Source organism: Anabaena azotica SJ-1 (genome assembly GCF_047275885.1).
Classification (GTDB): Bacteria; Cyanobacteriota; Cyanobacteriia; order Cyanobacteriales; family Nostocaceae; genus Trichormus_B; species Trichormus_B azotica_A.
The window spans coordinates 1614667-1635305 of record NZ_CP178454.1; the positions used below are offsets into that span (position 1 = coordinate 1614667).

The window sequence follows — 20639 nt, forward strand, 5'->3', positions numbered from 1 at the left end:
CCAAAAATCCCCCCAGTCGCATAACACTGAGGGGATGCTCTTTTTCAAAACAGTATTTCCAAAATTTCATACCGTTGGATACAGTTGACCAATACAAAAAGTGTGCTATGATCATCTGCGGCGATACAATGGTAGTAACCAACAGCCTAGTGAAATATCTTTAGTAGTAGCCGTGCTGTCGTTCTGGTTCTGGTTGTGTCATGGCAAAGTTTGATCCGTCGTACAAGTAGCGGCTTGCTTCCTCTTCTAAACGATGAATCAGATAAGGCTCAATGGCGTTACTTTGTCGCAGCGCGGCTAGATACCCATCCAAATACATCCGCATATCATCCATACGATAACCGCGATTCCATAACTCGACGAAGGCGTCAGTAAGTCTTTGGTAATAACGGATGGTTTGTGTGTCTTGGAGCATAACTGCTGTGTTAATCTCTTGGGAATGAGAATTGTAAATGATTCACGCTCGAAAGTGAAGTAGAACTTCTTTCTTAAGTATTAACCCAAAGTTAAGATTTTGACGTTGGGTCTGACCCCCCAGCAGCTAAAAACCTAATTAGATCCTATTCTAGAAACCTCGAAATCTGAGAATTTGGTAAACTATTTTTATGATTTTGCTTGCCAAAATCTGTTTTTGAGGTTTTTAATTAGCTCTTGTTGCCTATTGCCTATTTGGCCATAGACTGAGCGAAGTTTTATTATACCTCTTTAGGAAGATGTAAAACCAGCGAACAAAAAATTGCTGGCCTCACTCCCAAAAAATCACGAATTTAGAAATCAGCAAAGCCAAAATTACCAAAATTAAATTTATTGCAAGGTTTTATATGGGCAATTGTAAAGATCATAGCAGTTGAAGTAACAAAGACTACAAAACCTTGAGCTTGAGATTGTTAATTTGAAAGTCATCGACGCTAAGGGGTCTTGCCACTGTGGGATCGGTTTGTATTGAAATCGTTGAGGGGAATCCCCATCTGAGGTCGTTGCTAGGTTGGCACTTGCAACAACTGGAATACCGAGTACATCAAGCCGCCAGTATATATCAAGCAAGGGAAGTGTTTTTAAGCCATCAACCAACTTTAGTCATTCTAGATGCGGATTTGTCAGATGGTGATGGTATTGAATTTTGTCGTTGGTTACATCGTCAGCAACAGCCTTTGATTCTCATGCTATCTGCTCGAAACAATGAAGCGGATGTGGTTGCTGGTTTAAAAGCTGGGTCAGATGACTATTTAAGCAAACCTTTTGGGATGCAAGAATTTCTGGCTAGAGTAGAGGCGTTAATTCGTCGCAAGCGGACACCCACTGCACCAGCTTACTTGGATTATGGCGCTTTACAAATTGATTTGGTACAGCGCCGTGTCCGTTTTCAAGGGGAGTTTATTGATTTAACACCTCAAGAATTCAGTTTGCTGTATGTTTTGGCGCAAGCTGGGGGAGTACCTTTGAGTAGATCGGAATTATTGCGTCGTGCTTGGCCTGACGCTATTGATAATCCGCGTACTATTGATACTCATGTTTTGTCACTGCGGAAAAAAGTGGAACTTGATCCGCGTCAACCCAGTTTAATCCAAACTATCCGCAATGTGGGATATAGATTTAATATGGAAATTTTGAATGCGAATGTTCCACAATCACAAACAAAGTTAGCGAAAGAGAGATTCAGTAATCCACGTTCTACCCTTGCTACTCAAAGTTCTTAGGAGTAGGTGACAGGTGACAGGAAGAAGAAGCAGGGGAGCAGGGGAGCAGGGGAGCAGGGGAGCAGGGGAGCAGGGGGAGAATAATGAGTGACCAATGCCCAATGCCCAATGCCCAATGCCCAATGCCAATTACCAATTACCATTCCTCAGATGCTTGATATTGTGCTTGCATCAAGGTGGTTTTGAATTCTTCCCAGTTGATCTCAGAACTTTGTTGATTTGCTAATATTTGACCTTGTTGGAGGTGTAATAACCGATTACAAAATTGTTGGGCTAGGTCAAGTTGGTGATTTACCATCAGAATCGTGGTTTTATGAATTTGAGTCAGTTGGTTGAGGATGATGAGCAAGCGGGAAGCGTTACCAGGGTCTAGGGCGAAAGTTGGCTCGTCTAGCAGGAGAATTTTTGGTTGGATGACTAAGGCGCGTGCGATCGCCACTAATTGTCTCTGTCCGGCTGAAAGCTGTACTTCAGTGCGTCCTAACCATTGATCAGGAATTTGCAGTTGTTCTTGCCAATAACTCACTCGTTCCTGAATTTTCTGCTTAGACCAGCCACGCAAAACTAAAGGATAAGCCAGGGCTTCTCGAACTGTCATCCCCAACAACCTAGATTCTTGCTGTACAAGTGTTACCTCTTGACGTAGCTGAATCACAGGAATTTGGTGATACTCTTGATTTTCTAGATAAATTTTACCGCTGGTAGGTTCATTTAAACGATTAATGAGACGCAGCAAAGAAGTTTTGCCAGCACCAGCAGAACCGACAATTGAGATGCGATCGCCAGGAAAGACCACAAAAGAAATATCCTGTAAAATTGGATATCCTGGCAGATTATTTTGAGCCTGACTTTTCAGCCTCGTAAACAGATTAACTTGCTCTAGCCTGAGCATAGAAAATAAAGTTGTGGGGTGATGGGGAGCAGAGGAGCAGAGGAGCAGGGGTGCTGGGGAGATTAACTAATGACAAATGACCAATTACCCATTACCCAAAATAGCAGTATTAATAGTCCAGGCATCTACCAATAACAATAAAAGAGTACAACAAAATAAAATCACATACATCCAAGGTTGGGCTAAAGGACGAACATCTGTAGTATCAATGCCTGTTTTTGCTTGAACAATCTTGACCAAACGATTAAAACCAGCTACACGCATGGGTAGTAAATAGGCTTTTCCGTCTTGACTGAGAAAATAATAAACTAAACCGCCTTGACCTGTCGTGCGGGGTTTTAAGCTTTTGACATCTGACCAAGCTAAAGACCAACCTTTGCGAAAAAAGCGCGGAATCCAAACGGGGTAAGAAACTTGAATTCCCTGGTCATCTACCATTACTCTTTGGGTCAACACTGCATATAATCCCACAAAACCGATGCTAATTCCTACCCATAATAATTCTGGTGGTGTAGGTGCTTTGGTAAATTCCGCTAAAAAGGGTAAGGGGACTGTCAAGGCTACATATAGAGTTAACAGAGTAATTCTAATCAAGGGAGACAGACGAAAAATAGAAGTTGAAGTATCGGTTAAATTTGCTGTCACGGCTCGATTTTCATACTTTTTCTTTCTTATTCTAAACAAAAATAATATTCATAACCAAATTACCCATTATCAATTTCATCTTCATTTCATCTAAGGTTGGCATCTTGAGAGATGAACAGTATGGAGCTAATACAAATGCTTACTTACTCTCCAGAAGCAACCCTCACAAACAGCTTACCATCATCACTTCTGTTTGAAAATGTGACAGAAGCATTAGGTAAAGTTCCCATTGTCCGGTTAAATAAAATTCATTCAGTTTGTCAACATCATCATTTATATCTCAAATTAGAATCTTGTAATCCTGGTGGAAGTATTAAAGAAAAAAATGCTGCTTATCTGGTGAATGAAGCTGAAAAACAAGGTTTATTATTGCCAGGAGGTACAATTGTCGAGTCGAGTTCTGGTAACTTTGGGATTGGGTTAGCAATTGTGGGTGCAACCAAGGGTTACAGGGTGATGATTGTGATTGATGCTAAGACTCCTGTAACCATGCGAAGAATGCTCACTGCTTATGGTGCGGAACTGGTTGAAGTCCCTTTGAGTGCTGCTGATGCTCAAGGTTCGATGCAGGTAGCAAGAATGGCAAAAGCTCAGGAATTAGCTACAAATATTCCTGGTGCTTGGTATCCCTGCCAACATAAAAACCCTAGTAATACTGATGCCCATGCAATCTGGACTGCGGGGGAAATTGAAGCCGCTTTTGGTGGTGCGCCGGATGCGATCGCTATTGGAGTCAGTACAGCGGGACAATTAGGTGGTATCAGTCGCTACTTTAAAAAGTATTATCCCCAAACGAGAATTATAGGTGTAGATGTAGCAGGATCAGCTATTTTTGGTACACCCAGACACCCCTATAAGATGACTGGACTGGGTTTATCCTTCGTTCCCCCCAATTTTGACCCGCAAGTGTTAGACGCGGCTTATAGCGTTGATGATGGTTTGGCGTTTTCAGTGTGTCATGCTATGGCTAAACAAGAAGGTATGCTTTTAGGTGCTTCCACTGGTGCAATTGTGGCCGCAGCTTTAGCGGATGCCCAAAGTTTTACTCAGCCTCAAACTATGTTACTACTTAATCCTGACCGGGGCGATCGCTATTTAGAAACTGTTTACAATGCCGATTGGTTAACTGCAAACAATATCAATATCCTGCAAAATTCATATCTTACAGAAGCAGTTGCTAATCTGTCACCTGTACCCTTGAATATCGTAACTAAGAATTAAAGTGAAATTAGAAGAATCTTCATCTAAAAAAGTTAGTTTAGGGACTTTATGGCGGGAATTTTTGCCTTTATCCCTCAGTGATGTGACTATGGCCTGCGGTGATCCGATGATGACCACTACATTAGCTCATCTTCCTGATGCTCAAATTAACCTAGCGGCTGTAGGTATTGCCAAATCTTTGGCGATATTTTTTGAAAGTCCGATTATTATGATTCTGCACGCTGCTAACGCTTTAGCTGGTTCTCAAGATTCACGCAAGGCATTGTGGCGGTTTACATTATTAGTAGGTGGTGGACTAACTTTTTTATTAAGTTTGTTGGGACTACCGATTATATTTAACTTTGTGGGTGTAAGTCTGTTGGGGATTCCCTCAGCAATGTTAGTTACAGTTAGTCAAGTATTATTACTAATGGGCGGTTGGCCGTTGGCGATCGCATGGCGGCGTTATTTTCAAGGATTATTAATTTATCATGGTCAGTCCCGCGCTGTTGCCACAGCTAGTATTTTCAGGTTATTTACATTAGCAATAGTCCTCACCGCCGGATTTTTATTACAAATATCTGGGGGTATACTTGCTGGATTTGCCCTCATTAGTGGGGTGATAGTGGAAGCCATCGCTGTAACAATTTTTGCTAGTCGTAGTGGGGCAACTTTACCACCACAAATAGAACAACCTAATTTACCTCGGAATTTAGCACAGGTATGGAAGTTCTATTTACCCTTGGCTAATTCTATGATGGTTGTTTGGGGTGGAAGGGCGATATTAATTAGCATTCTTGCTCGTGCTGAAGATGCGACAATTGCCATTGCTGCTTGGTCTGCGGCTTGGGGTTTAGTTTTGGTAATTGCCAATTCTACCCGTATGGTACAGCAAATGGTGATTAAATATCGTCATCAAGTGAGCGATCGCCAATTACTGACTTTTGCTATCAGTGTTGGTGGTGCTTGTTCTAGCATTCTATTACTGATGAGTTTAACACCAATAGGCGATCGCATTGTTCAAAGTTTTATTGGTAATGATCTCACCCTCGCCAACAACATTAAACCAGTTCTTTTAATCTGTACCATTGTGCCATTATTTGTAGCTTTACAAAATGCAACTCAGGGTTTTTTGGTGAGTGAAAATCGTACAGGTCACGTAAATTTATCTACATGGTTAGGAACAGGAACTTTATTAATAATTGTCACTTTTGCAATTAACAACGGCATGAATGGGGCAATGGCCGCCGCTATGGCCATGATTACATCTATGTTAGTTGAAGTTAGTTATTTACTTTGGAAACGAGGGGCAAAATCACAGTAAACTTACTACCTTTATCAACCTGACTTTGTACTTCTAATTTACCTTTGTGCGCTTGGACAATAGCCAAAGCAATAGCTAAACCTAAACCCGATCCTCCGGTATTGCGAGAACGATCTAGATTAACTCGATAAAAGCGATCAAAAATGTGGGGAATATCAGCAGCAGGAATACCAAAACCTGTATCTTCAATAGTAATAAAACCTAGATGATTATTTGCTGAAATATTAATTTTTACCTCCCCACCTACAGGGGTGTATTTAATAGCATTATTCACTAAATTCAACAACATTCTATAAATTTGATCTTCATTGCCTTGAATATAAAGATGATAACTTTCAGGAATATTCAAAGATAAGAAAACTTGAGAAATCATAGCCAACGGCAACAATTCTTCTTCCACATCTGCAACTAGATCATTTAAATAAATTTGTTGTATTTTTACTTCCTGTAAACCACTTTTCAACCTTGATAATAATAACAAATCTTGGGTTAAAGTGACCAATCTTTTAATTTGTCTTCCCAGTGCTGCTTGGGTTTCTGGGGGAATATAATTAGATTCAATAATTGTTTGTAAAGATGAAATAGGAGTGCGTAACTCATGAGCAGCATCAGCCGTAAATTGTTCTAATTTTTGATATGATTTTTTAATAGGGAACATAGCTAAACCAGCTAACCACCAACCCCCACCACCAATAATAATCATAGCAGTAGGAATACCCAATAATAACAACAAATGTAGACTATTCATATAATCATTTAATCGTTGTATGGATCTGCCAACTTGTAAATATCCCCACAATTGATTATTATTGATTTTTAAAGGCATTAGATGTAAATGATATAGTTCACCATGGCGATTTCTGATATCATAAGAATGATGAAGTGTGATATTATCAGTAAACTCATCAGGACGATGATTAATAGCAGCAATAGCTTCACCTTGGGAATTTAATAACCTAACATAATGACCTTGTGATAATAAACTCATTACTGCTGATTCAGATTTTATTTTTACACAAGATTGTTTTTTAAAACAAATTTCTGGAAAAGATTTTCTAATATTAGGAGGTAAAATTCCTGGAGTTTTTAATTGAGTTTTTAGCTTATCTTCAAATACCTTTCCCAAAACTTCTAATTCTCGATCAATAGTGCGAGTAAAAGCTTTTAGCATGACAAAATGAGCGATATAACCACATATTAATAAAGTCGCACCCATAACCCCAGCATAGGTAATAGCTAATTTAAAACGAGAATTATTAAATAGTGAATTATTATTCATGAGAATTGAGATTTTATAATAGTAAAAATGTAGTTTGGGTTAAGCGATAGCGCAGCAAAAATTTATATTTATAAAATAAAAAAATCTGATAATATTAAGGTTTTTAACCCAACTGACAACAATTATTATTCCCTATTTCCTGAAACAGAAAAACGATAACCAAAACCACGGATAGTTTCAATTGCTGTAGGAAAACCGCATTCTAATAATTTGCGTCTTAATAATCTTATTTGTGCAGCCACAACATTACTCACCGTATCACTTTCAAAATCCCAAAGTCGAGCGCGAATTTGATCATGAGTTAATATTTGTTGGGGATGTTGCATAAAATATTCTAAAAGTTGAAATTCTTTAGCTGTCAGGATAATTGGTGGATAATTCTTAGAATCTAAATTCACCACTGAAAAATTACCATAATCTAACATTAAAGAACCTATTTGTAATTGTGGTGGTTGAAAGTTGGGTAATCTTCTTTGTAATGCTCTAATTCTTGCTAATAATTCCTCCATTCCAAAAGGTTTGACAAGATAATCATCTGCACCTGCATCTAAACCAGTTACTCGATCATTCATAGTATCTCTAGCTGTTAATAGCATAACTGGCAATTGATTTTTTTCTAATCTTAATTTTTTACATAATTCTAATCCTGATATCTTGGGAATCATCCAATCTAAAATGGCAATTTCATATCTTTGAGGTACTATATGTAAATAATCCCAAGCTGTTGCTCCATCTTCTACCCAATCTACTATATAATCTCGCTTAGTAAGAGCATTATGAATACTCATTCCTAAATCTTTTTCATCTTCAACTAATAACAAACGCATAAGTAAAAATTTAAAAAGAAGTTCAAGTAATTCAAGGAGTCAGGAATTCAATAATTTTGGGAAATATCAATGAATTTCTGACCCATTAACCAATTATGGTAAATACTTCTGCACCACAGTCCAACCAGTGAAAGATACCCAAGCAAAACCTATAAATAAAACCACATTCAAACTTATATGTAAAGGTCTAGCCCAAATTTTTCCTAGACTAATTTGAGTTGCACTAAAAGCGGACACTAAAACCAAGGCTACTACTATCAAGCCAGCAACTAGATGTGAAGAGTGACCTAAAGAACCAAAATGTCCTAAAGTGCCAACAATGCCGATTGCTAAAAGTAGCAGCACTAAACTAACCATAGTTATACCTATGGTATAATGAAAAGTCTTTACTATACTATTGACCCTTGGTAATACAACACCAATGGGAGAACGTCCTGTGTTTCTGACTTGCCATAGCCAGAAACCTGTCATACCTAAACAAGTATAAGCTAAGATTGACAACCCCATAGACCAAGCGGCTATTTTCCACAACCATAAGAAAGAAGGTAGATGCATAAGAGTTTTTGTGTTGTTTTGATTGAAAATTCAGGAATTTTGAGATTGTTACTGGTGGGCTTTCAAACATCCCACGATTTCTTGTCAATTTTCTGACAAAAATCCTTTTTTAAGCTTACAAACTTTAAATAATACCCAAAAAGCCAGAAATATTTTACCTATACGGTTACAACCCTAACCCATTCCATAGCAATCATTCTGTGAACATCATAAAAAAAGGCTGCTGAGTTCAGCAACCTGTAAATTCAGAAACATTATTTTTTTATCAACTCATGCTAATCCAGCAATTTTTGAAATTTTGCCATTTCAAACCTTCCCAGAGGTCACACTCCCAGGTTCAATAAAAACTCATACTGTGACTGGTGGGTTTTCATACTGGCGGTGATATTTAGTAAAGGTTTTGTGGTATCTTCAATTTTTGTACGAATTTCGGACACCATGACATTGGTGCTTGTAGTTTCTTTTCCTGGTGTTGAGTCTTGATCACCATCATCACTGGTGGGTTCTCTGAGTGCCAGGCGATCGCATGGAATCGTATCCGATAAAATGGAACTGGCCATCATTCCGGTATGAATCTCCATCTGAGCTTCTTTCGGGGCTTCAAAAACTAGCCTTTGTCCAGGAAACACGACCCTTTCAAAGTACCAGTTAGGAATATTGGAGATGCGAGCCACCTGCATTTTACTCGTGGCATTGACGTAGCAGCAGAGAATTTTCCCCGATTGCTCCGGTGGTAGAGGATCTAATATTTGAGCCATAACTGCTGAGGAGCTTTTACGCCACAATTCTACATTACATAAGCAAAACTAACATCGCCTGATCCCCACTTGCTGTAACTCCGACTACCAACTAGTATTTTCTGCATTATTTCTATCTAAAGTTATGTTTTTTTTATAAAAATTCCCTGACAAAAAGAATAGATGCCCGACTTCTTGTAAAAAACTAGGATCTGGATATTATATACTTTGATAAATATTATTTATATTTTTTTATTTGTCGTAACATATTTTATATTTTTTGTCAATCCCCCATATCTATTAAACCTATACAAGCTTGTGTATATTTAATTGGAATCACGTTCTAGTACAGCACGGCGTAAATAAACTAACCATTCTCAATCTCCGAGCATCCTATGCTGTCTTCATTTTGACTTTTGACTTTTGACTTCCGCGAAGCGGTACTAGTCTGGTTAAGATAAAAATATACCTGTAATATTTAATTAATACAAATTACGAATTACACATTATAAATTATGAATTCTGAATTTTCCCGCATGGAGGCGGTACAATCACCAATTATTCCTGTAGTCGGAGAACTCATCAAAAACTCTCCCGGTACAATTTCTTTAGGACAAGGTGTAGTTCATTATAGCCCACCACCAGAAGCAATAGAAATATTACCTAAGTTCCTTAATAACTCCACAAATAATCTTTATAAAGCCGTTACAGGAATTCCCGAATTATTAACAGTATTAACAGCAAAGTTAGCCAATTTTAACGGTATTGACATTAACGGAGACAATTGTATTGTTGTCACAGCCGGCAGCAATATGGGCTTTATGAACGCCATCTTAGCAATTACTTCTCCTGGTGACGAAATTATATTAAATATCCCCTACTATTTCAATCATGAAATGGCGATTACAATGGCGGGTTGTCATCCAGTATTAGTAGGAACAAACGAAAATTATCAACTAATTCCTGAATTAATAGCTAAAGCAATTACACCTAAAACCCGTGCCATTGTCACAATTTCGCCTAATAATCCCACAGGTGTAGTTTATTCAGAAACCACATTAAAGCAAGTTAATGAAATTTGTCGAGAAAGAGGAATTTATCACATTAGCGATGAGGCTTATGAATATTTTACTTATGAAGGAATAAAGCACACTTCTCCTGGTGCATTTATCGGAAGTAGTGAATATACAATTTCGCTTTATAGCCTTTCAAAAGCTTATGGTTTTGCTAGTTGGCGTATTGGCTATATGGTAATTCCTCAACATTTATTAAATGCAGTCAAAAAAGTGCAAGATACGATTTTAATTTGTCCTCCTGTTATTTCCCAGTATGCTGTATTGGGGGCATTACAGGCAAAAGAGGATTATTTAAGAGATAATATCAAAACAATTTTTCAAACTAGGCAAATAGTTATTGATGCACTTCATCAACTCCAAGGTTTATGTACTATTACACCAGCAAATGGAGCATTTTACTTTTTCTTGAAAGTGCATACACAAATCAATGATTTTGAATTAGTGAAAAGATTAATTCAAGAACATCAAGTAGCAGTCATACCTGGTAAAACCTTTGGCATGGAAAACGGTTGTTATTTGCGCGTGGCTTATGGTGCATTGCAGCAAGATACAGCCAAGGCAGGAATAGAAAGATTAGTCAAAGGACTACAAATCATCTTATCATAACCACAGATAAAATCGGGTACAGGCTGATTAATATTTCAAAAACCAAATTCAAAACCATGCCAATTATTAACAAACTACTAGAAATTACCACCGAACCGGGGTAAGGATTCAGGTCTAAATTTGAGGGATTAAATTCGGGGTCTGGACATAAGGATTAACCATAGCTTTAATAGCTTGGTCAAAAAACTCAATTACAGAACGTCCTTGACGACGACAGGTTTGAATAACCGTCAATAAATTGGCAGTATCTTGAAACCGCTCCATAGAACGAGAACCGCCACTGACTTTTCGTTTTGTCACGGCTAAACGTAACGTTCGCTCGGCTAAATTATTATCAGGGGGTATGTGCGGGTGGTCTAAAAAATACCACCATTGATGAGCTTTATTGCGTAAGGAGCGTAAAAGTTTACCAGCTTCCCCTCCAGCTTTATCAATCCAGAAATGAATAGCTCCTTCAACTTTTTGTTTAAACTCGGATGCCCAACTCAAGAATTCATCAAGGTTTCGGGTTTGTTGGAATAAAGCGTAGTGTTTAAAACCTTCATCTATAAGGCTGATGAATGCTGACCCAATCTCTTGGTTATTCAATCCAGGAAGCTTAATGAGTTTCTTGAAATGACGACGTAAATGTGCCTGACATTTCTGTTGAGCTTTGACTGGATAACCGTTATAGGCACTAAAATCATCAGAACTGAGTACACCCTCATAACTTGAACCCAGGATAGATTCCAATTCCGCACGAGAACGAGTATCCGCCGCATGAAATAGAGCGAAGTCGGTATTAGCAAAAATCCATAACCATTCTTTTACCCCTTTTACTACCCAGGGTGTTTCATCTGCATGGATATTGGGCTGGGTAAGTTTTATCCACTCTTTCAGTTGGTCAATACTTTGAGCCACTGCACTATCTATTCGTTCATTTGTGGCGACTAATGTTCCTACCCCAATTTCTATTTGACCTAGTTCCCACAACAATTCTTGTTGTTTTTCGTAGGGTAAATGTCCGTAGTTATTTATCCATCCCAAAAAAGCTTGCAGTCTAATTCCTATATCTTGTCCTGGTACTATCTCTGGTGACCAGTCTGCTGTTTGTGTTTCTCCACACTGGCTGCAAATACAGCTATATCTTTGATATTCTACTATTTCTATTGGTCTGTCTACCAACTGTGCTACTTGCTGCGTTTCTATTTTTATGGGTTCGCCAAACAATTCCCTCTGACCACAGCAACTACACACTTGCGGCCTTAATATCTCAAACCTATCGACTCTGCCAAACCCCTTTCTCGTTTTTCCTGGATGCCCTGGTTGTCCGCCTGGTTTCCGTTTTGGTGTCTCGCTCTCTTCTGAGTTCTCTTCTTGTTTGTTCTCGGTTTTTTTGAGAATGTCTCCTGATGGTGGTTTCGATGATGTTGTGCTGTCTAAATCTCTGCTAGCTTTGAGTTTCTCTATTACAATTTCTAGTTCTATTACTCTGGTTTTTAGTGCTTCTATGGCGAGCGCCTGCTCCATGATTATCCCTACCAGTTGCTCTGTCGCCAACTGTCTCAAGGTTTCACTGTCTAGTTTTGGGGGCAGGTTTTTTTCCATAATTGATATATTCTGCTTCCCATCTCACACTTGTCAATACCCCCGACCTGAATCCTTACGAACCGGGAATAAATATTCATAATATTACCCCACAAATCCAAGAAGTTATTGATGCAACCACAATTAGAAATGGTCAAGTCTTAGTATTTTCTCGACACACCACAACAGCGTTAGCTATCAACGAAAATGAAGTGAGATTATTGGAAGATGTGAAAGCATTTTTATATAAATTAGCACCGGAAACAGATAAATATTTACACAATGATCTGCATTTAAGAGATGTTCCTGAAGATGAACCCATAAATGCCCATTCTCACCTCATGGCAATGATGTTAACGACCAGTGAAGTAATTCCCATTGTTGATGGAAAATTAGCATTAGGAACGTGGCAATCTGTATTATTTTTTGAATTAGATGGTGCGCGAAAAAGAACAGTATTGTTACAAATCTCTGGTGACTGGTGACTGGTGACTGGTGAGTGGGTGATAATTTTTCCCAATTACCAATTACCAATTACCAATTACCAATTACCCAAATCAAATTCTACAAATTCTGGTAAACCTGGATAAATCATGTTTTTGTCTAAGGCTGACAAAACTTGATGATTAGCATTGGTAGAATTTAAGCAGCGACAAACTAATTGGGCAACATCAGCACGATGAATACTACCAACAATACGCGGATCTGCTGTTAAAATGCCATTTCCTGTTGCTGGTTCTGACTTTAAACCACCAGGACGAATAATTGTATAATTCAGTCCGCTATTCATCAAATATTGTTCAGCTTGTTCTTTGAGAATTAACACTGGTTTGAGTGCCTCTAATGCTTGAGGAGGCATAGCAATGACACTATCACCAGCACCAATGGAAGTTACAAGAATAAACTTTTGTACTCCTGCTTTAACTGCGGCATCAATTAAGTTTTTATTACCAATAAAATCCGGTTTGACATCGTTTGTAGGTAAACCACCAAGGGTAGTGATCACTGCTTGGATAGGTTCATCTCCTAAAATTGCCCGTTCAACATCACTCGTATTCAAAGCATCTCCCATCACTGTCAGAACACCTGTAGCTTCTAATTCCTTAGCAGCAATTTCAGTCCTGAAGAGTGCTTTTACTTTCATATCTTGGGCTATTAAATATTTGGCAATTTCTTGACCAACACCGCGACTTGCACCAGCTACAAAAATGTAAGATGTACTTGACATAGATATTTTCTCAGATAGATGCTTTGGTTACATACAGCAGGAGTCAGGAGTCAGGAGTCAGAAGTCAGTAGTCAGGAGTAAAACTCTCTTGCTGTCTAGGTTTCAATTTAGATTCTGTATCTCATTGATCTGCAATCTGCCGTAAATAATTAATATATCTTAGTTTGCTCAATTTGAGAAATCAGATTACTACAAAAAATGCTTGTCTGGTAAATAATACACTTCATTTATTCCTATAACTGTTTCTCTAGAAACAGTAAATTGTCGCCTAAGTTAGTTAGAATTTATGGACATCATTGAAATATATAGATACCACTAAATCCCTTTTGTAAATGTCTAATAATTATGAAGAAGCATCTTTAACCATGAGAATAAACACAATTTGGTTTTTTATAAGACTGTAGGAATCACTTAAATTACCTTTAATTAAAGGTTATAAAACTGGCTAAACGCCTTGGTATAAGTTATCGTAAATATGCAATAGTGTGCCACTATCATGCAGATTGATTGGATTAGTCTACTAAAAGCTCAACAAACTGACTTCCTCCAAAGAGTGAAAAAACCTAAGACCACTGATTTATCTCTCCTAGAAGGTCAAGTCAAAGGTTGCCACAGTGAAATTATGGCATTTTGGGGTGAACCATTGGCGAAAATTCTCGAATGTTCCCGTCAACAAGCGGAAATTTTGGCCAAAAATCCTCCACCGATACCACCTGAATATCCAGAACCTCCTGATTGGACAATTCCCTTTCCTATATATTTTCAGAGTCAAGCAGAAGATTATCTGGTGCGTGAACAAATTGTAGATCGGGTAATTACAGAAAGATTAGGAAAACTGGTGAAAAAATCTCATCATGACACTTTAAAAAATATGGTGTTAGATGATGAAGGGAATTTATGTAGTGAAAGTAAGTTTACTTATTGGTTGACTAATAATCCAAAAATTAGTATTCAAGTTCACGTGGCAGATGGAGAAAGTTTTAATGGTATTAAAAAAGACAAAATTCGGTGGTCAGTTACCCAAGAAGATGTAAAGAACTATCAAGTCTTAATTTTTTTATGTTTGTTTTATCCAGGAAATACTAAATTAGGCTACGAAAAACAAACTGTTATCACTGGTTTTTTACCCACAAATCAACTTGAATTTTCTGAACCTAAAATCAACTTAACTCCCAGTAGCTTGTTATATGCAGGAGGTTTAACTTGGTATTTAGAATCACTAATTGGTAAAAAAGATAATTTAACTTTAGTTGATGAAGTGATGATGGTAGAGACAATTCAAACCTTACCATCAGATCATCCCCAAAAGAGTATTATTGGTGATTGGGAATGCTGGCAAACGTTAAAAGGACATACCAGAGGTATTAATTGTTTAGCTTATGCTGTGAAAACTTTAACAGTTAAAGGTTTTGGTTGTAAAGATAGTCAAACTGTGCCGATATTAGCTAGTGGTAGTCGTGGTGAGACTAAATTATGGGATTTAAGTAAAGGTGAATTAATTGAGACTTTATCAGAATATCCTTGGGTATTATCAGGATTAGTAGATGAAGTTAATTCCTTGGCTTTGAGTGCAGATGGACAAACATTAGTTAGTGTCGGTGCAGATTCGACAATTAAAATTTGGCATACTGGTGCATTGGATTTAATTGATATCCTGCACAAGCATAATGGTAGTGTGCGTTGTGTTGCTTTTACAGCAGATGGAAAAACGTTAGCTACTGGTGGAGATGACAGAAAAGTTTTATTTTGGAATTTGCGCGATCGCCAAGTAGAAAATACCTTATCTTTAGATGATACAGCTGCCCATTCCATGCTAGTAAGTCCAGATGGAAAAATTTTGATTACAGGTAGTTATCGGAAAATCAAAGTTTGGGAGTTAACATCTTATTATAATAAAAAAAACCAGCAAGAAATTAAACCAATACATACCTTAATGGGTCATTCTCATATTGTTAATTCCCTAGCTATGAGTGCTAATGGTGAATTTTTAATTAGTGGGAGTCAAGATCAAACAATTAGAGTTTGGAATTTAGTTACTGGTCAGTTAATTCACACTCTCAAAAGTCATAGAGATGGAGTTTATGCAGTTGCACTCAGTCCTAATCAACAAATTATCGCTAGTGGCAGTGCTGATAAAACTATCAAATTGTGGCATTTAGAAACGGGAGAACTGTTAGCTACATTTACAGGTCATGGTAACACAGTTACGGCTTTGGTATTTACTGCATCTGGTGAAATGTTGGTCAGTGGAAGTTTAGATAAAACTATTAAAATTTGGCAAAGGAGTTAGATATAAAGATTGGATCACTCGATTTGGGATTTTGTATTTGCGATATTTATCCCCAGACTATTTGCAAGTTCAAAATAAATCCTGGTAAAACATCTTCTCCTGATAATTCTTGGGGAAATTCTAATATTTCCAATGGTTTACCAGAACGATAAATTTCAACTTGACGCATTTTCCGATTAATTAACCAACCTAATTGAACTCCGTTATTTATATACTCCTGCATTTTTGCTTGGGTTTCCTGCAAACTATCGCTGGGTGACATTAACTCTAAAACAAAATCTGGTGCAATTGGTGAGAATTTTTCCTGTTCTTCAGGTGTGAGTGCATCCCATCTTTCTTTCTTTATCCAAGCTACATCAGGAGAACGATTTGCACCATTGGGAAGTTTAAAACAGGTGGAAGAATCGAAACAAACTCCTAGTTTAGTTTGACGATTCCAAATAGCAAAATCTGTTGCAATTTCAGCATTTTGATTTCCTGTTATTCCTCCCGTTGTTGATATTATCAATAATTTTCCATCTGCATTGCGTTCAAATTTGACTTCAGGGTTTTCTCGACACAATTGATAAAATTGATTGTCGGTAAGTTTAATAATGGGGTTTAAGTTGACGGTGATAGCTGTCATAGTAATCTCGTTGGGGATAATATCAACTTTAACTAAATTATCAGATAAGTTGTAAGTTTTGTGTTTACAACTGAAGTTAATTAGACAAACCCGATTTGATTTCTAACATAACCCAATCCAGCATCAAACCTAAATAATATTTTGCAATTATATCTGTCTAAAGCTTCTTCAATATCTGGATTATCGAAATCTTTAGAATTTCTATTAATAAAGCACCGTTGCTGTTTAAGTGACATATTTAAATGCTTTACAATAGAAGCATAAACAATAGCATCTTGGGGTGCAAAATTAAGCTCAGATTGATATTTTATAGCTGCTATTAGTATGTCCACCGTCAAAGGGATAACTTCGCTAACTAATAATAACTTTTCTAGAACTCTTTGGAATCTTTGATTTTCTTCAGTGCCACTATTAACTAAAAATTTGGTAATCTCTTGAAAAGTATTAGCTTGCTCTTGATAAGGTAAAGAACGGCCAAGCTGAGAAAGCTCTCGTCGTAAATCATCTGATAATTTTTTGCGGGTATTTTTACTGCGAATCAGTTTTTCATAAGGTTCTGTCAGACTGAATGCAGGTAAAACCAAATTTATTTTTCCCGCTTCTGCTAAGTTTAGCAGTTCTCGGCAACTCTCCTGTTGCTCCTGAAGCAGTGCTAGTTCTAAAACAAAATTAGTTTCTACATAAACATCCATTTCAATTAAACCAATTCCTCCAATTTTAGCTCCCCATGATGAATAGCATCAAATAAACCTGAAGTCATTAACCAATCCATATTATTTTTTGGTAGTAAATCAATAGATGGGACTGTTAATAATTGATGAAGCCAAGCAGAAATGATTAGCTCAAAACCTTCGCTACTAATATCATATTTTGAGATATACTCTGGAGGATAATATGGTTGGAGAAAAGGTTCAGGATTGATTTCATAATCTGCGTCTATCAAATCAGTAAACGAGCCTTTATTTTTCCACAAATAAAATTTATCTGGGAGTGCTAATAGAAAAAAAGGTGCTTCTGGTAGTAAACCATGGGCATACATATTACGTCGCATTTTAGCAGCCCAAATTTTAGATGCACCACGTTTATTTTTAGCTTCCACTAAAAGTTGTAAATTTCTATCTTTTCCATGTACGGCAATGTCTGCATAATACATACATTTCTATCACCTCATAAACAGGGAATGTCTCACTAATTTTTACCTATTTTTTAGGAGCAATTTTTATATTATACAACTTTTTGGTTTTCACTTTAACGCTTCCTGCAACAATTCCCGATGCAAAAACGCCCCATCCATTAAAGATTGGATTTTCTCGGAGGACAAAAATTCACCATTTTGATAAAAATCAATCCAAGCTTTACTAATTATATTTACATCATCTGGTAAATCCTTTACATCCCACCCAGGTATTTCTAAATCTTCCATTAAACGGTTTACTTTGGGGTCATAACTCAAAGCAAAACAACGACAACCTTCACTAGCTGCCATAATTAAACTGTGTAAACGCATTCCTATTACCATATCTACACCCCGAAATGCACCTTTTAAAATTTGTGGATCTTCGGCACAAATAATTTTACTAACGTCTTTTAATTGCGATTGAATTTTTTCGGAAATTCCTAGATCTTCACTTTTTTGAAATGGTAATAATAAAATAAAGGCTTGTGTAGCTTGTTGTAAATCAACCAAAGCATCAATTAAGTTAGCTAACCGTGTTTCTGTTAGTTGGGGATGATTTCTTAAGGTAACGGCAATTCTTGGTTGTGGTAACTCTGCTAATTCCGGTACTGGCTTAGACTCTAATGCCCAAACGGGATCTGGTGCAAGGATATGAGGTATGCCCCATTCTGATAATAAAGCAGCACTATTGCGATCGCGCACACTAACTTGACTACAGCCAGCAAAATTCCGCTTTGCTAACCAACGAGTTTGGGGACGTAACAAAGGACCTATTCCCTGTCCCCAAGCCACAGTTTTTAAGCCCATGACTTGAGCGATCGCCATTAATCCGCCATAATAAAAAGGGCTAATGGCACTAGTCGTATCCTGCATTAAACTGCCACCACCCCAAATGAACGCATCACAAGAACGCAAAGTTGTGATTACCTGTAATAACTCCATCCGGTTATAACTTTCTACACCATAACGCCGATGAGTTTCTTCAGGATTTCCAGAAAGCACAACAGGGGTGACATCAGGTGGTAGCATTTGCAGAAGTGTGGCTAACAAAGCCTCATCACCACCATTACCCTTACCGTAATACCCAGACAACAAAACACGCATCTTCACCATTTTGAATTTTGAATTTTGAATTTTGAATTGCTTATGCACGCCCTTTCTATTCCCACCTGGATTATTCACGTTTCTAGCGTCATTGAGTGGATAGCCGCTATTTGGTTAATCTGGATTTATGGTGAACTGACAAAAAACCGCAGCTGGTGGGGATTGTCCTTTGCCATGTTACCAGCTTTAATCAGTGCTATGTGTGCTTGCACCTGGCATTATTTCGACAATGCAGAGTCTTTAGAATGGCTAGTCACCCTACAAGCTACCATGACATTAGTGGGTAATTTTACCCTTTGGGCAGCAGCCGTATGGATTTGGCGTTCTACCAAGTCTGCAAACACAGTTGAGGCAAAAACTATCAAATCAGAGCAATGATATCAAAAGAAACCCTTTTCGCCCTTTCTCTATTTCCCTACTTGGGTTTCTTGTGGTTTATCAGCCGCAGTCCACAAATGCCTCGTTTAGCCCTATATGGATTTTACGGTACTTTGGTGTTTGTCGGCATTACCATTCCCGCCGGTATCTATGCCAAAGTTGCTTATGGAGAAGCTTTAGCCAATATAGACTGGTTACATGGTGGTGCAGAAGTATTTTTAACCCTTTCCAATATTTTACTAGTCTTGGGTTTTAGTAAAGCATTGCAGGAGTTAAGGAATAGGTGACAGGTGACAGGTGACAGTAAGAAGAGAATAGGGAATAGAGTTATTAATATTCCCCGGCACCCCTGCCTAATGCCTTATCCTAACGGTAAATATTCACGCCCATCTACTTACGAATTACCAATTATGGAAGTAATACCAGCAATTGATTTATTAGCAGGTCGTTGTGTACGACTATATAAAGGCGACTACGCACAATCGCAAGTATTTAGCGAAAATCCTGTGGAAGTTGCGAAAATGTGGGCAGACCAAGGTGCGACAAGATTACACTTAGTCGATTTAGATGGTGCAAAAGCGGGTAAAATTGTTAACCTAGCAGCAATTGAAGCCATTAGTAATGCAGTTTCAGTACCAATTGAAGTTGGTGGGGGATTGCGCGATCGCTCCAGTGTGCAACAATTATTTAATCTCGGTGTCCAGTGGGCAATCCTGGGAACCGTCGCTGTAGAACAACCCCAGCTAGTCCAAGAACTCTGTCAAGAATTTCCCCAACAGATTATCATCGGCATAGATGCCCGTAATGGACTAGTTGCAACTCGCGGTTGGTTAGAAACCTCAACCGTTTTAGCCACCCAACTAGCTACCCAAATGCAAGAATTAGGTGCAGCAGCCATCATTTACACCGATATCAACCGTGATGGTACCCTAGAAGGTCCCAACTTAGACGCATTACGAGAACTCGCTGCGGCAATTTCTATACCTGTCATCGCTTCTGGTGGTGTTAGTTCTGTCACCGACTTGTTGAGTTTATTAGCCCTAGAACCCCAAGATGTCATCGGTGTAATTGTTGGTAAAGCCTTGTATACTGGAGATATTGACCTGAAAGAAGCATTACGTGCGATCGGATCAGGACGCATTCAAGATATTCCACCCAATCTAAATTTTTCTAGCTTCGCTTGAGCTTAGTGTCATCAGTAATATCTCATAAATTTCTGGAAAGATTTATCTCCCTGGTGTAGGTAAAATAGTTAATAACTTAACAGATAAATCTAATGCCTAACCAGAAAGTCAACTCCAACCAAAATTCCCAAAAAGCACAAATAAACAAAAACGCCAAAAGCAGAAGACCACAACCACCCAACGGACTAGGAAAACCAAAAACAGAATAATAAGGGTAAGAAATGAAGAATAGAGAGAAGTGAGATTTTT

Annotated in this window: 22 protein-coding genes; 9 read left to right on the forward strand and 13 right to left on the reverse strand. The window is 38.0% G+C overall.

What is annotated here, in order from left to right:
- Window positions 1-160: 160 nt before the first annotated feature.
- Window positions 161-415 carry a DUF6761 family protein gene (locus ACLLO5_RS06975; protein ID WP_413174752.1) on the reverse strand — a complete coding sequence of 85 codons (255 nt, stop codon included), beginning with the start codon at window positions 413-415 and terminating at the stop codon, window positions 161-163.
- A 511-nt stretch (window positions 416-926) separates the two neighbouring features.
- On the opposite strand from ACLLO5_RS06975, the gene ACLLO5_RS06980 reads away from it, so the two are divergent.
- Complete coding sequence (locus ACLLO5_RS06980) at window positions 927-1697, forward strand: response regulator transcription factor (RefSeq protein ID WP_413174753.1); 771 nt, start codon at window positions 927-929, stop codon at window positions 1695-1697.
- A 136-nt stretch (window positions 1698-1833) separates the two neighbouring features.
- Here ACLLO5_RS06980 and ACLLO5_RS06985 read toward each other — a convergent pair whose 3' ends face one another.
- Both ACLLO5_RS06985 and ACLLO5_RS06990 read right to left on the reverse strand, forming a co-directional pair.
- Window positions 1834-2589 (reverse strand): ATP-binding cassette domain-containing protein, encoded by a 756-nt coding sequence (locus tag ACLLO5_RS06985; protein ID WP_413174754.1) that lies wholly within the window; start codon window positions 2587-2589, stop codon window positions 1834-1836.
- A gap of 84 nt (window positions 2590-2673) precedes the next feature.
- Complete coding sequence (locus tag ACLLO5_RS06990) at window positions 2674-3234, reverse strand: hypothetical protein (RefSeq protein ID WP_413174755.1); 561 nt, start codon at window positions 3232-3234, stop codon at window positions 2674-2676.
- Between the two features lie 135 nt (window positions 3235-3369).
- Here ACLLO5_RS06990 and ACLLO5_RS06995 point away from each other — a divergent pair, with 135 nt between their 5' ends.
- Window positions 3370-4455: a PLP-dependent cysteine synthase family protein gene (locus tag ACLLO5_RS06995; RefSeq protein ID WP_413174756.1), complete on the forward strand. Its 1086-nt coding sequence runs from the start codon at window positions 3370-3372 to the stop codon at window positions 4453-4455.
- A 1-nt stretch (window position 4456) separates the two neighbouring features.
- Window positions 4457-5758, forward strand: a complete 1302-nt coding sequence (locus ACLLO5_RS07000; protein WP_413174757.1) for a hypothetical protein — start codon at window positions 4457-4459, stop codon at window positions 5756-5758.
- Here ACLLO5_RS07000 and rppB read toward each other — a convergent pair.
- The 4 genes from rppB to ACLLO5_RS07020 form a co-directional block, all read right to left on the reverse strand.
- Window positions 5718-7037: a two-component system sensor histidine kinase RppB gene (rppB, locus tag ACLLO5_RS07005; RefSeq protein ID WP_413174758.1), complete on the reverse strand. Its 1320-nt coding sequence runs from the start codon at window positions 7035-7037 to the stop codon at window positions 5718-5720. The two genes, ACLLO5_RS07000 and rppB, sit on opposite strands and share 41 nt — an antisense overlap.
- A 125-nt stretch (window positions 7038-7162) precedes the next feature.
- Window positions 7163-7864 (reverse strand): two-component system response regulator RppA, encoded by a 702-nt coding sequence (gene rppA, locus ACLLO5_RS07010; RefSeq protein ID WP_413174759.1) that lies wholly within the window; start codon window positions 7862-7864, stop codon window positions 7163-7165.
- Window positions 7865-7957: 93 nt separating this feature from the next.
- The gene (locus tag ACLLO5_RS07015) at window positions 7958-8419 is read right to left on the reverse strand and encodes a DUF4079 domain-containing protein (RefSeq protein ID WP_413174760.1); all 462 of its coding nucleotides are present in this window, start codon (window positions 8417-8419) and stop codon (window positions 7958-7960) included.
- Window positions 8420-8742: 323 nt separating this feature from the next.
- Window positions 8743-9177, reverse strand: coding sequence for a DUF1830 domain-containing protein (locus ACLLO5_RS07020; RefSeq protein WP_413174761.1), 435 nt, complete (start codon window positions 9175-9177; stop codon window positions 8743-8745).
- Window positions 9178-9671: 494 nt separating this feature from the next.
- Between ACLLO5_RS07020 and ACLLO5_RS07025 the strand changes: the two genes are divergently transcribed.
- A complete protein-coding gene (locus ACLLO5_RS07025; RefSeq protein WP_413174762.1) occupies window positions 9672-10838 on the forward strand; it encodes a pyridoxal phosphate-dependent aminotransferase in 1167 nt (388 codons plus the stop codon).
- Window positions 10839-10952: 114 nt separating this feature from the next.
- On the opposite strand, the gene tnpC is transcribed toward ACLLO5_RS07025, so the two are convergent.
- Window positions 10953-12425, reverse strand: a complete 1473-nt coding sequence (tnpC, locus tag ACLLO5_RS07030) for an IS66 family transposase (RefSeq protein ID WP_413174764.1) — start codon at window positions 12423-12425, stop codon at window positions 10953-10955.
- A 5-nt stretch (window positions 12426-12430) separates the two neighbouring features.
- On the opposite strand from tnpC, the gene ACLLO5_RS07035 reads away from it, so the two are divergent.
- Window positions 12431-12889: a secondary thiamine-phosphate synthase enzyme YjbQ gene (locus ACLLO5_RS07035; protein WP_413176024.1), complete on the forward strand. Its 459-nt coding sequence runs from the start codon at window positions 12431-12433 to the stop codon at window positions 12887-12889.
- Window positions 12890-12945: 56 nt separating this feature from the next.
- Here ACLLO5_RS07035 and ACLLO5_RS07040 read toward each other — a convergent pair whose 3' ends face one another.
- The gene (locus tag ACLLO5_RS07040) at window positions 12946-13632 is read right to left on the reverse strand and encodes an SDR family oxidoreductase (protein ID WP_413174765.1); all 687 of its coding nucleotides are present in this window, start codon (window positions 13630-13632) and stop codon (window positions 12946-12948) included.
- Window positions 13633-14128: 496 nt separating this feature from the next.
- Between ACLLO5_RS07040 and ACLLO5_RS07045 the strand changes: the two genes are divergently transcribed.
- Window positions 14129-15922, forward strand: a complete 1794-nt coding sequence (locus ACLLO5_RS07045; protein ID WP_413174766.1) for a WD40 repeat domain-containing protein — start codon at window positions 14129-14131, stop codon at window positions 15920-15922.
- Between the two features lie 46 nt (window positions 15923-15968).
- On the opposite strand, the gene ACLLO5_RS07050 is transcribed toward ACLLO5_RS07045, so the two are convergent.
- The 4 genes from ACLLO5_RS07050 to csaB all read right to left on the reverse strand — a co-directional run bounded on the left by ACLLO5_RS07050 (window position 15969) and on the right by csaB (window position 18837).
- Window positions 15969-16547: a Uma2 family endonuclease gene (locus ACLLO5_RS07050; protein ID WP_413174767.1), complete on the reverse strand. Its 579-nt coding sequence runs from the start codon at window positions 16545-16547 to the stop codon at window positions 15969-15971.
- A gap of 80 nt (window positions 16548-16627) precedes the next feature.
- Window positions 16628-17239, reverse strand: a complete 612-nt coding sequence (locus ACLLO5_RS07055) for a PIN domain-containing protein (RefSeq protein WP_413174768.1) — start codon at window positions 17237-17239, stop codon at window positions 16628-16630.
- 5 nt (window positions 17240-17244) lie between these two features.
- Entirely contained in the window at window positions 17245-17700 is a 456-nt protein-coding gene (locus ACLLO5_RS07060; RefSeq protein ID WP_413174769.1) for a hypothetical protein, read from the reverse strand.
- Between the two features lie 90 nt (window positions 17701-17790).
- The gene (gene csaB / locus ACLLO5_RS07065) at window positions 17791-18837 is read right to left on the reverse strand and encodes a polysaccharide pyruvyl transferase CsaB (protein ID WP_413174770.1); all 1047 of its coding nucleotides are present in this window, start codon (window positions 18835-18837) and stop codon (window positions 17791-17793) included.
- Between the two features lie 33 nt (window positions 18838-18870).
- Between csaB and ACLLO5_RS07070 the strand changes: the two genes are divergently transcribed.
- The 3 genes from ACLLO5_RS07070 (at window position 18871) to hisA (ending at window position 20390) form a co-directional block, all read left to right on the forward strand.
- Window positions 18871-19206 carry a DUF2499 domain-containing protein gene (locus ACLLO5_RS07070; protein WP_013191627.1) on the forward strand — a complete coding sequence of 112 codons (336 nt, stop codon included), beginning with the start codon at window positions 18871-18873 and terminating at the stop codon, window positions 19204-19206.
- Window positions 19203-19493 carry a DUF3593 domain-containing protein gene (locus ACLLO5_RS07075; protein ID WP_413174771.1) on the forward strand — a complete coding sequence of 97 codons (291 nt, stop codon included), beginning with the start codon at window positions 19203-19205 and terminating at the stop codon, window positions 19491-19493. Before ACLLO5_RS07070 ends, ACLLO5_RS07075 begins: the two co-directional genes overlap by 4 nt.
- Window positions 19494-19616: 123 nt before the next feature.
- The gene (hisA, locus tag ACLLO5_RS07080) at window positions 19617-20390 is read left to right on the forward strand and encodes a 1-(5-phosphoribosyl)-5-[(5-phosphoribosylamino)methylideneamino]imidazole-4-carboxamide isomerase (RefSeq protein WP_413176025.1); all 774 of its coding nucleotides are present in this window, start codon (window positions 19617-19619) and stop codon (window positions 20388-20390) included.
- Window positions 20391-20639: the final 249 nt, after the last annotated feature.